Below are 13,285 nucleotides of genomic sequence, written 5' to 3'. Positions count from 1 at the left end.
CAAGGTAAAAACCGCTTTGATTAACCCAATATTACTCGCACATTCGAGTTCATATATTGAGAATTTTATCAAGTAGTTATTGATTTGAGATGCAGAAAACCAGATCCTTATCAAGCCTCGTTGCATGCGTAATTGAACGGATGTCCAAGATAAGAGAAACTTGTTGTATAACAGTAATTATAGTGATGTTGAAATGATTAGCTTTGCGGACTTACGTATTCGTCCTAAATTGATTACCCTCTTAATAATTTTTGGCATTTTACCCATGGTTTGCGTCACCCTTTTCAGTGGCCGCATGGCATCGGAAGCCCTGATAAAAAAATCCTTCCAAGAGCTGCTTGCCATTCAGACACTAAGAAGCGCCTCGATTGATACCTTTTTTGAAAAACGATTACTCGATATTGGTACGTTGGCTGGCACAGACGAGCTGCGCGATTTCGCTACGGGGTTAACAACAGGCGTTAGCGTCAACTACTCGATTGAAGAAGTCGAAGACTCTGTGATCAGCTCTTTCACCAGCGCCTACGATTACAATGAATTTTTCGTACTCTCTCCAGACAAAGGAAAGATCCTCTACGCTCTGCACGATAAGAGCCGCATCAACGCAAACAGCTTAAGCTACGAAAACACCGATCCGTCACTGGCGAAAGTGTGGGCCAAAACCGTGGCAAAGAGCACAACGTATTTTACTGATTTTGTAAAAAGCAAAGCGGCACAAGGGCAATATGTTGCCTACTTTTCTGCCCCAATCCTCGATCACGACGGCAATTTGATTGCCATTGCAGCCATGCAGGTTTCCCCACAGTTGGTGACGAAAATTGTCGACTCACGAGTCGGTATGGGTGAAACGGGCGAATCGTACCTTTTGGGTCTCGACGCCACCAGCAATCAATTTACCCTGCGCTCTGACATCGTTACCATGGGCAATGGCCGCTATGTGGTCGGCTTTAGACTTGGCTACGATCTCGACTATTGGACAGATGCGCGTTCAGCAGGTGACACTGGAGGCCAAGGCACATACATCGACAGTGCTGGCCGCCCTGTTTTGGTCACATTTAACCGCATTCAAGTACCTGGTTACGATTGGTATTTGATCTCAAAGATTAACCAAGATGAAGTCACCACGCCGATTACTCGCATCTATCAAGCGCTGACCATTATTACTGCGATGATTTTTGTACTGATCTGCTTTGTTGCGATCAAATTCTCCAACTCCGTGACTTCACCCTTGTTGGCTAGTATGGATTTCGCGCAGCATATTGCCAAAGGAAAGCTCGACTCCTCGCTGACCATTGATAGAAAAGATGAACTCGGCGAGTTAGGTCGCTCACTTAATAACATGGCCTCACAGTTGCGTGATCTTGATTGGCTAAAATCAGGGAAAGAAACGCTAGATAATGAACTTCGTGGCGATATTGAGTTGAGCGAGCTTTCTAACCGATTTATTCGTTTTTTCACACGTCATCTAAATGCACAATTGGGTGCCTTCTATCTCTTCGAGAACGGGCAGCTTGAGTTGAATGCTTCTTACGCGTTTTCTGATCGCTCCGGTAACTTCAATCGCATTCAAATTGGCGAAGGAATGGTTGGCCAAGCCAGCTTAGAGCAACAAGTGATTGCGTTTAACCACGTTACAGACGAGGCACCCGTTTACAACTTCGCAGCAGGCGATAGCGTGCCAACGCATTTCTTGGCCATTCCACTGTGTGTGGATAAGCAACTGATCGGTACAGTCTTACTCGGCGCTTTCCATGAATTCTCCCCTATTCAGAGACGCTTTATTAATGAAGTCGTAGGCAATTTGGCTATCGTTTTCAACGCCACAAAAGCGCGTTTGGTGATTAAATCCCTGCTTGAAGAGACACAGCAGCAAAAGGCACATCTCAGCAAAGCGAATGAAGATCTCGAGGCGCAAACACAGGCACTGCGCGTCTCGGAAGAAGAACTGCAAGCGCAGCAAGAAGAACTTCGCGTCACCAACGAAGAGCTAGAAGAGCAAACCAAAGTTCTGCGTGCCTCTGAAGCAGAGCTGCAAGCGCAACAAGAAGAACTGCGCGTGACCAACGAAGAGTTGGAAGAGCGCACTAAAGCGCTAGAATCACAACAAGTAGAAATGAAGGAGAAAAACGAGGCTCTGCATCAGGCGCAACTTGTTGTCGAAGAGAAAGCCAAAGAGTTGGAAATTGCCAGCAAATATAAGTCCGAGTTTTTGGCCAACATGTCTCATGAACTTCGTACTCCGTTAAACAGCATCCTTATTTTGTCTCAGTTGTTTGCCAATAACAAAGACGGCAACTTAACAGCGAAGCAGATTGAATCGGCCAAAGCCATTAACTCATCGGGCTCAGACCTTCTCTCGCTAATCAATGAAATTCTAGACTTATCAAAGGTCGAGGCAGGCAAGATCGATCTGCACATTGAAGATGTGCCCCTACAAACGGTGGAACAAGATCTTCTGAGACTTTACCAAGACATCGCCGATGATAAAGATTTGGACTTCCAAGTGATTTGTGCACCTAACTTGCCCCAAACGCTCGAAACAGATGCCCAGCGTTTACAACAAATCTTGCGTAACTTACTGACTAACGCCTTCAAGTTCACACACGAAGGTGCCGTGACATTGAATATGGCTTTGCCTTCTCCTGAACAAGCGAAACTGCTCGATAAACCTCGTGAATCGTTGATCGCGTTCTCTGTCAAAGACGACGGCATTGGCATTAAAAAAGAGCAGCAGTTGGCTATCTTCCAAGCCTTCCAGCAAGCCGATGGCAGTACCAGTCGTAAATATGGTGGTACAGGGCTAGGTCTGTCGATTTCGAAAGAGTTGACGCATTTACTTGGCGGACGTATTCACCTCAAGAGCGAAGAAGGAAAAGGCAGCATCTTTACGGTGATCTTCCCTACGCGTTATGAAGTCAAAGAGCCTGAATCGCAACCGAGTCTATCACCGATTAGCTTAGCCCCAATGGAGCCAATGGACGTTGTTGAACGTCAAGAGCCAACGCCTCCCGCTCAAGATGTTCCCTCTGTTGAAAAAGAGCCCATTCCCCAATTGAATGGATTCAAAAAGGTGGACAGCATCAAACAGGACAACGATAGCTATGTCGAAGATGACCGACAAACCGTGGTGCCAGAAGATCGTACTTTGTTGATCATTGAAGATGATCGCGCCTTCGCCAGCGTTATGCGTGATTTTGGCCGCGAACGTGGCTTCAAATGCATTGTGGCGGAAACCGGAGAAACAGGCCTGCACTTTGCTCAGTACTACAAGCCCAGCGCCATCATTCTTGATATTGGCCTCCCCGGCATCGATGGCTGGACCGTCATGGAGCGACTCAAAGAAAACCCTGAGACGCGCCATATCCCGGTTCATTTTATGTCTGCCAATGACGCAAACCTCGATGCGCTGCGCATGGGAGCAATTGGCTACCTAACCAAACCAGTCGATATGAAAAAGCTCGAAAAAGCGTTTGGTAATATCGAAGATATTCTCTCTAAACCCGTAAAACGTTTGTTGGTGGTTGAAGATGACGCCATCCAACAAGAGTCTATTCGCCAGCTAATCGGTGAAAACGACATTCATATCGTGGCGGTTCCAACCGGGGAAAAAGCACTCGAAGAATTGGAGTCCAATCGCTACGACTGCATGGTGTTGGATCTGGGCTTGGAAGACATGACCGGATTTGAGCTACTTGAACGTATTCGTCGAAGTGAAACCGCGGCTCGAGTACCGATTATCGTCTACACCGGACGCGAACTAAGTAAAGAAGAAGAGCGCGAACTCAATCGCTATGCAGAGAGCATTATTATCAAAGGAGTGAAGTCGCCAGAGCGTCTTTTGGATGAGTCAGCCCTCTTCCTGCACCGTGTAGAAGCCAACTTGCCTAGTGAGCAACGCGGTATTTTAAGAGCCGTGCACAACAAAGAGTCCGTCTTAACGGGCAAGAAAGTCTTGCTGGTGGACGATGATATGAGAAACGTCTTCGCGCTATCGAGCATTCTTGAAGACAAAGGGATGGACATCGTCATTGCACGCGATGGCGTAGAGAGCCTAGACAAGCTCAAAGAAAACCCAGACATCGATGTGGTGCTCATGGACATCATGATGCCGAAGATGGACGGTTACGAAGCAATGGAAGAGATCCGCAAACAAAAAGTGTATGAAAAGCTGCCTGTCATTGCTTTAACGGCGAAAGCCATGAAAGGCGACAGAAGCAAGTGCATCGAAGCGGGCGCAAGTGATTATTTAGCGAAACCGGTAAATACCGATAAGTTACTTTCAATGTTAAGAGTCTGGTTGTACTGATATGGAAAGCGTCACTGAATTGTCAAACGAACAACTGGAAATTCAGTTGTTACTTGAAGCGATATACCGCAAATATGGCTACGATTTCCGTGAGTATTCGCTGGCCCATACCAAGCGTCGATTAGAGTATCGACGCGCCATCGAGGGCATGTCGAATTATTCGCAAATGCAGCACAAAGTGATCAATGAGCCGCGCTTCTTCGACCAAATGCTGTTGGACTTATCCATCAACGTCACCGAAATGTTCCGAGACCCTTGGTTCTATCGACGTGTGCGTGAGGTGATCATCCCGCACTTGCAAACCTACCCTTTTGTCAAAGTGTGGCATGCCGGCTGCTCTGCTGGGCAAGAAGTGTACTCCATGGGCATTTTGTTGGAAGAAGAAGGCATGAAGGATCGCGCGCAAGTCTACGCGACTGATTTCAACGAAGCGATTTTAGAGAAAGCCAAGCAAGGCATTTACCCGATGGACCTGATTCGTCAGTACACGGCCAACTACCAAGCTGCAGGGGGAAGCGCTTCGTTTTCCGACTACTACACGGCTGATTACGACAGCGTAATCATGAAGACAGCCCTGAGAGAGAAAACTTTGTTTACCCCTCACAATTTGGCGACCGATGGCGTTTTTGGGGAAATGAATGTTATATTCTGCCGAAATGTATTGATCTACTTTAATCGTGAGCTTCAAGACCGCGTTTTTCGTCTGTTTTACGACAGTTTGATGCCGGGGGGCTTCTTATGTCTTGGCTCTAAAGAATCGATGCGTTTTTCTTCGATCGCGGACAAGTTTGATCTGGTCTCCGAAAAAGAAAAGATCTATCGCAAGAAACGGATAAGGTAAGCATGGATTGTTGCAGGCACAAATATGAAGCTGTTGTAATCGGGGCATCCGCTGGAGGATTGGCAGCCGTTGCAACGGTATTACAGCAACTTAAGGATTCATTTTGTATCCCTATTTTGTTGGTTCAGCATATCAGTGCCTCTCCGGAGAGTTACATTGCCGCCCACTTTGATAGCAAGAGCCATTTGTCGGTCCATGAAGCAGAAGACAAGCAGCCAATCAAAAATGGCAATATGTACATCGCACCACCCAATTACCATATGATGATTGAGACCGATGGTTGTATCGCACTGTCGGTCGACCCGCCCGTCAATTTTTCACGACCCTCCATCGACGTGCTGTTCGAAACGGCGGCTGATTACTATAGAAACGCGTTGATCGGTATCGTACTGACGGGGGCCAATTCCGACGGTGCCTTAGGTCTCAAAAAAATCAAAACACTGGGTGGACTAACCCTAGTCCAATCCATTGATAGTGCAGAAGCGAAAGCCATGCCTGCCGCGGCCATGGCTGCCGTTGATGTCGACCACGTCCTTTCTTTGGAAGAGATTGGTCATTACTTAAATACTTTATGTGATTGCTGAACATGCCTGATAAACCAACCCTACTCATCGTTGATGACAAAATCGAAAACCTACTGACTTTAGAAGGTTTACTAGAATGCTTTGATGTCAATTTGGTGCGTGCCACGTCAGGCGAAGAAGCGCTTGCCCACACCTTAGATCACGACTTTGCCCTGGTCTTGCTTGATGTACAAATGCCAAACATGAATGGCTTTGAAGTCGCCGAGTTAATGCGTGGGAATCGTAAGACGCGCAATATCCCAATTATCTTTGTCACTGCGGCATCCAAGGCCGATGAACACATTTTTAAAGGGTATGAGCATGGCGCTGTTGATTACTTATTAAAGCCGCTGAATACCCTGGTGTTTCAAAGTAAGGTGCGGGTTTTTCTCGAGCTTTACGAGCAGCGACATGCACTTAAGAAAAAAACCTTAGAGTTCGATCAGAAATTGGCCGAATTGGAAGAGTTGCAGCAGCAACTTGAAGAGACCAACGAACAACTATTGTTGCTGTCAACCACTGACAGTTTAACCGGCCTGAATAACCGTCGTCGTTTTGAAGAAATATTCCAAGACGAATGGCACCGCTCACAACGTTCAAGTGTCCCTATTTCGATGATCATTTTTGACATAGACCACTTTAAGAAATACAACGACACCTTTGGTCATCAACAAGGCGATGAGTGCTTACGTATGATTGCTGAAGCCATTCGTAGCATGAAGCTTCGCTGCCTCGACAAAATCGCGCGTATTGGTGGTGAAGAGTTTGCCGTTATATTGCCTGAAACAGAAATGGAAGGCGCAAAACACGTTGCCAACCGCATTCGCACCACGATAGAAGAGTTAAGTATCACCCATAGCCATCATGCAACATTGCCATACGTAACGGCGAGTCTCGGCGTTTGCTCCATCGTGCCAGAAATAGACACCAACCCAAGGTTGCTTCTGAAAAAAGCCGACGAAGCGTTATATCGCGCCAAACGTACTGGCCGAAATCGCATTGCCGAAGCGCAGTTTGACGAGTTGTACGAGCAGATCTAACTCGCGTTTTCAACGGTGTACATTAGGGGCTGCGGCCCCTTTTCTACCCTTCTTTCTCTTCTCATTTCTTTGTCTATCCATCGCAACTCTGGTCACTCCCGCTTTTTGCCTTAACTTACTTCCTTATAATAAATTCTCACCATTCGAGAAAAAGATAGATTTATTTCATTCCTTTTCCTATCTAATAAGAATTATATTTGTGTTATAGATTTGTACACGATAAAAAATGATGAAAGACAACAAGATGAACGCCAATCAGGTTAATGAGAAAACCCTACAACTGCTGATGCAGGTCGCGGTGAACGACGAGCCCGTTTCAGCCAAGACCTTAAGTGAACAGCTTGCTGTTCCGCTCAGCAGCTTGTATCGCCATTTAAAGCTCCTAAAAGAGTGGAACCTGATTGAAGAAAGTGCCCATGAAAAAACCTTTATCGTGGGACCCGCCGCGTTACTTTTGATGCGTAGTTACCAAACGTCTCAGCACAGTCTTGAATCTGTCGAGACAATTTTGGCGCGTTTGCAGCATCAAACCGGCGAGTTGGCGGCGTACATGGTGCCCGTGGGTTATCGCGCTTTGTGCGTTCGTCAAAAAGAGAGTATGCAGGCGCTACGCTGTAGCTACGTCCAGGGTCAAAGTCAACCTCTACTGCGTGGCGCCTCATCGAAAGTCATGTTGGCCTTCATGCCACCTGAACGATGTGAAAGGATTTTACGCTACTTCGGTCAAGAAGCTCGTTTAAATCAGTGGCAAACCGAATTAGAGATAATTCGTAAAAACGGTTATGCCGTCAGCACATCAGAAATCGATCCCGGCGTGTCTGGCATCAGCGCCCCGGTAATGAAAGGAAGTAAATTGATCGGAGCGGTTTCCGTCATGGCTCCAGCTCATCGAGTTGAAGCGGATAAGCAGCGTATCATTTTACATGTTTTGCAGGCAGCGAGAGCGCTTCCACCAGAAAGGTAATGCAGTCATGTTAGGCTTTTTCAAACGCAATCAAAAGAACCATACTGTTCAACATCATCACTATCCGTACTCGTTTATCACCGTCAGCGAGTACATCAAACCGATGACAGTAGTAGAGTTTGAATCTGCCCAACAGAGCTTAGAAAGCGCAAGCGAATGGTTATATCAGAGCCATCAAAAGCGCAACATTGCGTTGTGCGCACATTTTAGCCATCACGATATTGAAAACGGTCATTATCAAGAAACGTTGAGCCAAATGGTCTCACGCCATGCGATCCCTGTCGTATTGACCAATTGCCATGAAACCCTGCTCTCTGCCCTACCCGTCGTACTGGCAGGACATGAAGAAGTTGGTTTAATGAACATCAACCACAATATGGGACTGAAATCGACGCTGAATGTGAAGTTAGGTTCCGCCTACCATTTTGCGCTCACTCGCTATCCAAACAGCCGGGCGTTTTTTGTTGGCGTCAGTCAAGAATCAACCGCAAACGAGCTGTTTGAGTACGCGGAAGATCTTGGGTCCAATTGGCTTACGGAAAAAGAGTTTTCGTTCCGTCATCGTTATGATGTAAAAGAGCAAATTGGTAACTTTATCGACCATTGTGACAAGCTCGTTCTTTCTATCGATTTGGCTTCTCTTGTCACCAAAGCCAACATCGATAATCACCATACTCTTGATATTCAAATGGTACTGAGAACGCTGCGCCAATGTATTGTATCTGGCAAAGTGTCACTCATTCAGTTGATTGGCTCTCGCGATGGCTTGATTTTCTCAAGAGAGTGCAAAGCGATCTTAGAAGAGTTGGAGCAACTTACCGAGTTTGCCCATCATGCAGCCTAAAAAAATCACCCTCGCGGGTGATTTTTTATTTCTGTTCTCTCGTCAGTTACGACGAGCTTTGATTCGCTTCATCATCGCTAAGCGACGTTCCGCTGCCGCTTGATCCGTTGGCTCATTCGCGTTGTTACGACGGCCTTGACGATTCTTATATGAAGGCTTGCTGTTGAGCTTATCAATGTAAGCCTCACGGCTCTTAGGCTCGTAACCCGCCAATTCAATACGGCGAATACGTTGTTGAATCAGATTTTCAACTTGAACCACCGTTAGCTCTTCTTCACGATTGACAAAAGAGACCGCATGACCTTGTTTTCCAGCACGACCAGTACGACCAATGCGGTGAACGTAGTCTTCTGCCAAGAACGGCATGTCGTAGTTGACCACGTGTGGTAGATCTTCAATATCCAAACCGCGTGCCGCCACGTCGGTCGCAACCATCACACGAACTTTTCCTTCTTTGAACTCTTCAAGCGCACGGCGACGCGCACTCTGCGCTTTATCACCATGACACACATTTGCTTTGATGCCGTCGAGCTTCAACTCTTTGACAATGTCGTTCGCCGTTTCTTTGTAGTTAACAAAGACCAACACTTGTTGCCAGTTTTTACGACCGATCAACTCAGAAAGCAGTTCTGTTTTACGTTCTTGATCAACAGGATACAACACGTGCGCTACCGTATGCGCCGTGGTGTTTTCGCGCTCGACCGCAATACGTTTTGGCTTGCGCAGAATGTCTTTGGACAGTTCGTTCAATTGGCTTGAAGTCGTTGCTGAGAACATCATGATTTGTGGGTTGGTTTCAACATCCAACATGATCTTACGCACCGCGTTGATGAAGCCCATATCGAGAATACGGTCAGCTTCATCAAAGACAAGGAATTCGATGTTCGCCACTGACACATTGCCTGACTCGATGTGCTCTTCTAGACGACCAGGCGTCGCAACGAGGATATCGACGCCATTCTCAAGCATACGCTCTTGGCTCGACATTTTTCGACCTCCGAAGATCGCCGCTACAGAGAGACTCGTGTACTTGGTATAGGCTTTGATGTTATCCGCTATCTGCTCTGCCAGTTCTCGAGTTGGCGCAAAAATCAGTGCTCTCGCCGTTTTACGCGAAGCAGACTTTCCGCTATCGAGCAATTGTTGGATCAGTGGAAGAGAAAAAGCCGCTGTTTTACCCGTTCCTGTTTGGGCGGTAGCAAAAATATCGTGCCCGCGACGTGCAACAGGAATGGCTTTTTGCTGAATTGGGGTTAGCTTTTCGTAACCGCACTCTTCGAGCGCTTTCACGACTTCCGGAGCAAAACCTTGAGATGCAAATGACATTGAGCGTTTCCTTAAACAGACAATAATGGTTCGCCGATACAAATGGCCGCACATTCTACATGAAAATGAGTGATATATCTCAATCTAGTGAAAATATTTTAGGATTTTGAAAAATACTCTTCCCTGATTCTAAATGGTTGCGCGGCAAATGGGTCAAATTTAGCGCAATTCAGCACCGTAGACACATTCTTCAACAATTAATCGCTGCAAAAGTACAGAACACCAAACGGTATGGTATTGATTATTGGTCTGACCTCATGGTTAAATTCGGCCCATAAAAACAATACAAAACACAAAATATAAAAACTCTTTTTCGCTTACTGCCATTGTTTCCATTAAGTTTGTAGGAAATTTTAGATGTCCAAATGGCATTTACTTGCGTTGTCTATTTCACTGCCTTTTACCAGCGATGCGCTCGAGTATGATCTTTATAATGCAGAACACTTTAACCAACTGTGTAACCAAAGTACTTCACAAACCGGAGATACCTTCCGCTGTAATGGTGCATTTTCTTTGCCAGCAGGCGCAAAACTTGTCGCTTCAAACGCACCTAACCAAGGCGTCAAGCTTTCTGCTCATAGTGGCATCAAGCTTCATGGCAATAACCAAGTCGGAAGTCCGGATAGGCGCATTTCGTTAGAGGCGTTGTCGACCGGCATTTCAATTTTGCAGCCCAATGGCGGACTTCCACCTTCGACGTATCATCGCAGCCAGATATTCGGTGATCTAACTTCACAAAACTTCATTCACATGCACAACGCTGAGGTGGATGGTGATGTCACAACAAAAGGTCTGGAGGTTATGGCGGAAGGTGACCATAACATCATCAATGGCAATGTTTTTGGCCACCACAAAGTGTTTTTGAGAAACACCAACGTCTGCGGCAATGTTGAGTCTCAAGGTCATGAAATTCAACTCATGTCGAACAAAGCTACCCACTACGTTGTCGGAAATATCACGTCGCTAAACAAGCTTGATCTAAGAAACGTCGATGTTTATGGTCAAATACACTCTCCGGGAGCCAGCGGCCGACTCGACCTTTCTGGCAGCGCAGTTTATGCCCAAAAAGTTGCCTTGAAATTGCACCAAGATGGCACGGTAAAAAACGGCGTTGTTTGTGGTGAAATCACGACTCACGAATCCAAGATTCACAACGTAAAAAACTACTGTGGTATCGGCGATCTCGGTTGTGATTATTCCAACCAAGGGGCTAACACGGCGTGCCCTGTGCCAGAAAACATCCCTTTGTGTGAGATCAAGCCCCCGGTTGATCACGATTACGAGTTTGTCATTAGCCCAGATAACGTCATGGCGCTGATGTGTGGAGAAAACCTTCCTCAGTTCAATATAACAACCTCCAATAATGGAGAGTTAGCCAGCGTCAGCATGTTTGCAGAGGTCTCTGATCCCGCATTATTTGATGTCGTGATCGCCAATGGCATCGGTTCCGGCGCTTACCCGAATTTTGTTTCCTCCAGTCAGGGGCAACTTCGCCTTGTCGTGCGACCTAAAAACATCAGCGCCATCAAGTTGGATCGGCATTACACCTTAAGCGTGTACCCAAATGGTGAGCCCCAAAAACGTAAGACCGTGCGCTTCTTGTTCACGCCTTATATGTTTGAAACGTATGATCCTAGTTCTGGCCAAGCCATCAATGAGCTCGCTCTGGTTGCGGCAAAACCAGAGCCTTTAGGCGTTCGACTGTTGGCCTGCAATGACAAAGGGAAGCCTGTTGTTGCGAGCAGCTATCACGGCAGCCCGACCATCACTCACACCGTGACTACGCCTTCAAAACAACAAGGAGGTCGTGATGGTGAACGCGTCTATAAACCTATATTTACCAGCGGCATAAGTGAAAGTACGATTTCACTTTCTGAGTCTGGGCTATTTGCGTTAAACATCCATGATACTTTTGACTGTGCAGGCTTCGACCAATGCCCGCCATCTGGAAAAAACAAAGTGTCTGGCCGTTTATCACTCAAAGTTCGCCCTTGGACCCTCGCTATTTGCGAAGGTGATCGCCCCCTAGAGTCTGGCGATGCGTTAGGTGGTTCGCCTTTTCTTGCCGCTGGCGAACGTTTTTCTCTCAATCTCATGCCTATTCAATGGGTCGCTAACGGTAGTATTACTCAGGCAGTCAACACGCAAGCGCTCTGCTCTACACCAGTAACGCACAACTTTTATCTGTCCAGCGCCCCTGCGGCGAGGGTAAAACTAAGCAGTCAGCAGGCAACGCCAGTCGAAACGGCGACAATGCAGACTCAACGGCTGGAAAGTGACTCTGGAATGGAGAGAGCGCATGATGACGTCACCAATGGTGCGTATTGGTTTGATGGATTGCAATGGCGAGAAGTTGGCAGCCTCAGAGTGCAATCCGACCTCGTTGATCCTTATCTTGGTATGCAGGTAAACCAAGGTTATCGCCACATTGGGCGTTTCTATCCCAAGTTTTTTAAGGTACACAACCAGCAGTGGGATTATCCAAATAGCCAAACCTTTGCTTATATGAATCAGCCATTTGATCAGGTAATCGTCGATATCGACGCGTTAAATAGCCTTAAAGAACCCGTCGCCAACTACCATTATTTCTCATCCACGGCGCACTTTGAACTGGCAGAACTCGGCGATCACCTAGAACGGTTTGTCACGCCTTCTCTTGCGCCTACTCAATGGCGCGAAGAGCAAGGCAGCAGCGTAGGCCGCATTCGCATCATGAAGCAGGATCATTGCGCCAACAGCGCCTGTTGGCTGAAGGACGAGATTGGCCAAAATTACCCTGATGGGCCTTTTAACACCTACTCTGACTCTGCAGTAAGCAAAATTGGCCTCGTCTATCTTGAAAACGCGGACCCTGTGGCTTTTTACGACGACAAGCATATTTTGCCCGTTCAACCCGATGTACGATTTGGCCGACTCAATTTTGAAGATGTGGGTGGATATCAGGGACAAACCATCGTCGTACCTTTGGATGTGGAATATTGGCGATCGGGTGAGTTTGTTAACAACAAACATGACCATTTCACTCTCGCTGATGGCGCAAAACACTACCAACAACCCATTTGGTCACACAGCCTTGAGAACAACGCCTATCTCACTGGTATCGGCAAGATGCTGTACGGAAGTACTGAAGGCATCAAAGCAACACAAAAAGTCCCTGCTCGCGAACAGATTCGCTTTTGGTTGGATTTGACTGCCAATCAAAACAATCTACCTTGGCTGCAATACGATTGGGATAAAACAAGTGACGGAGAAGAAGATCCTTCAACCGTTGTCACTTTCGGCATTCATCGTGGTCACGACAAAATCATCTTCCGTGGTGAGCCGAATTTGACGGGTGTTCTCTAGCGATTAAAAAAGCCAGTGATGAAAATCACTGGCTTTTCGCACGATTCATTCACTTT

The 13,285-nt window shown here is 46.8% G+C and carries 8 protein-coding genes; 7 read left to right on the top strand and 1 reads right to left on the bottom strand.

Features of this window, described 5'->3' with window-relative positions:
* Nucleotides 1–193: 193 nt before the first annotated feature.
* From AOT11_RS21100 to AOT11_RS21075, 6 genes are all read left to right on the top strand, one after another.
* Nucleotides 194–4,306, top strand: coding sequence for a response regulator (locus AOT11_RS21100; RefSeq protein ID WP_017422776.1), 4,113 nt, complete (start codon nt 194–196; stop codon nt 4,304–4,306).
* A 1-nt stretch (nt 4,307) separates the two neighbouring features.
* Entirely contained in the window at nt 4,308–5,147 is an 840-nt protein-coding gene (locus tag AOT11_RS21095; RefSeq protein ID WP_011081335.1) for a CheR family methyltransferase, read from the top strand.
* 2 nt (nt 5,148–5,149) lie between these two features.
* Nucleotides 5,150–5,731 (top strand): chemotaxis protein CheB, encoded by a 582-nt coding sequence (locus AOT11_RS21090; RefSeq protein WP_017422775.1) that lies wholly within the window; start codon nt 5,150–5,152, stop codon nt 5,729–5,731.
* A gap of 2 nt (nt 5,732–5,733) precedes the next feature.
* Nucleotides 5,734–6,750 carry a GGDEF domain-containing response regulator gene (locus AOT11_RS21085; protein ID WP_011081337.1) on the top strand — a complete coding sequence of 339 codons (1,017 nt, stop codon included), beginning with the start codon at nt 5,734–5,736 and terminating at the stop codon, nt 6,748–6,750.
* Between the two features lie 229 nt (nt 6,751–6,979).
* Nucleotides 6,980–7,714, top strand: a complete 735-nt coding sequence (locus AOT11_RS21080) for an IclR family transcriptional regulator (RefSeq protein WP_026050830.1) — start codon at nt 6,980–6,982, stop codon at nt 7,712–7,714.
* A 7-nt stretch (nt 7,715–7,721) separates the two neighbouring features.
* A complete protein-coding gene (locus AOT11_RS21075; protein WP_026050829.1) occupies nt 7,722–8,558 on the top strand; it encodes an arginase family protein in 837 nt (278 codons plus the stop codon).
* Between the two features lie 42 nt (nt 8,559–8,600).
* Here the strand turns inward: AOT11_RS21075 and AOT11_RS21070 are convergent, their stop codons facing one another.
* A complete protein-coding gene (locus AOT11_RS21070) occupies nt 8,601–9,884 on the bottom strand; it encodes a DEAD/DEAH box helicase (protein ID WP_026050828.1) in 1,284 nt (427 codons plus the stop codon).
* A gap of 357 nt (nt 9,885–10,241) precedes the next feature.
* On the opposite strand from AOT11_RS21070, the gene AOT11_RS21065 reads away from it, so the two are divergent.
* A complete protein-coding gene (locus tag AOT11_RS21065) occupies nt 10,242–13,229 on the top strand; it encodes a DUF6701 domain-containing protein (RefSeq protein WP_017422771.1) in 2,988 nt (995 codons plus the stop codon).
* The last annotated feature ends 56 nt before the right edge of the window (nt 13,230–13,285 follow it).

The sequence above is a fragment of the Vibrio vulnificus NBRC 15645 = ATCC 27562 genome (genome assembly GCF_002224265.1).
GTDB classification, from domain to species: Bacteria; Pseudomonadota; Gammaproteobacteria; order Enterobacterales; family Vibrionaceae; genus Vibrio; species Vibrio vulnificus.
The sequence above is the reverse complement of the archived record's forward strand: the minus strand, read 5'-3'. Positions and strand labels throughout refer to the sequence as shown.

Excerpts from the sequence above, each read along its gene's own strand:
- AOT11_RS21100 (WP_017422776.1), top strand. The coding sequence starts at position 194 with ATGATTAGCTTTGCGGACTTACGTATTCGTCCTAAATTGATTACCCTC.
- AOT11_RS21095 (WP_011081335.1), top strand. The coding sequence starts at position 4,308 with ATGGAAAGCGTCACTGAATTGTCAAACGAACAACTGGAAATTCAGTTG.
- AOT11_RS21090 (WP_017422775.1), top strand. The coding sequence starts at position 5,150 with ATGGATTGTTGCAGGCACAAATATGAAGCTGTTGTAATCGGGGCATCC.
- AOT11_RS21085 (WP_011081337.1), top strand. The coding sequence starts at position 5,734 with ATGCCTGATAAACCAACCCTACTCATCGTTGATGACAAAATCGAAAAC.
- AOT11_RS21080 (WP_026050830.1), top strand. The coding sequence starts at position 6,980 with ATGAAAGACAACAAGATGAACGCCAATCAGGTTAATGAGAAAACCCTA.
- AOT11_RS21075 (WP_026050829.1), top strand. The coding sequence starts at position 7,722 with ATGTTAGGCTTTTTCAAACGCAATCAAAAGAACCATACTGTTCAACAT.
- AOT11_RS21070 (WP_026050828.1), bottom strand. The coding sequence starts at position 9,884 with ATGTCATTTGCATCTCAAGGTTTTGCTCCGGAAGTCGTGAAAGCGCTC.
- AOT11_RS21065 (WP_017422771.1), top strand. The coding sequence starts at position 10,242 with ATGTCCAAATGGCATTTACTTGCGTTGTCTATTTCACTGCCTTTTACC.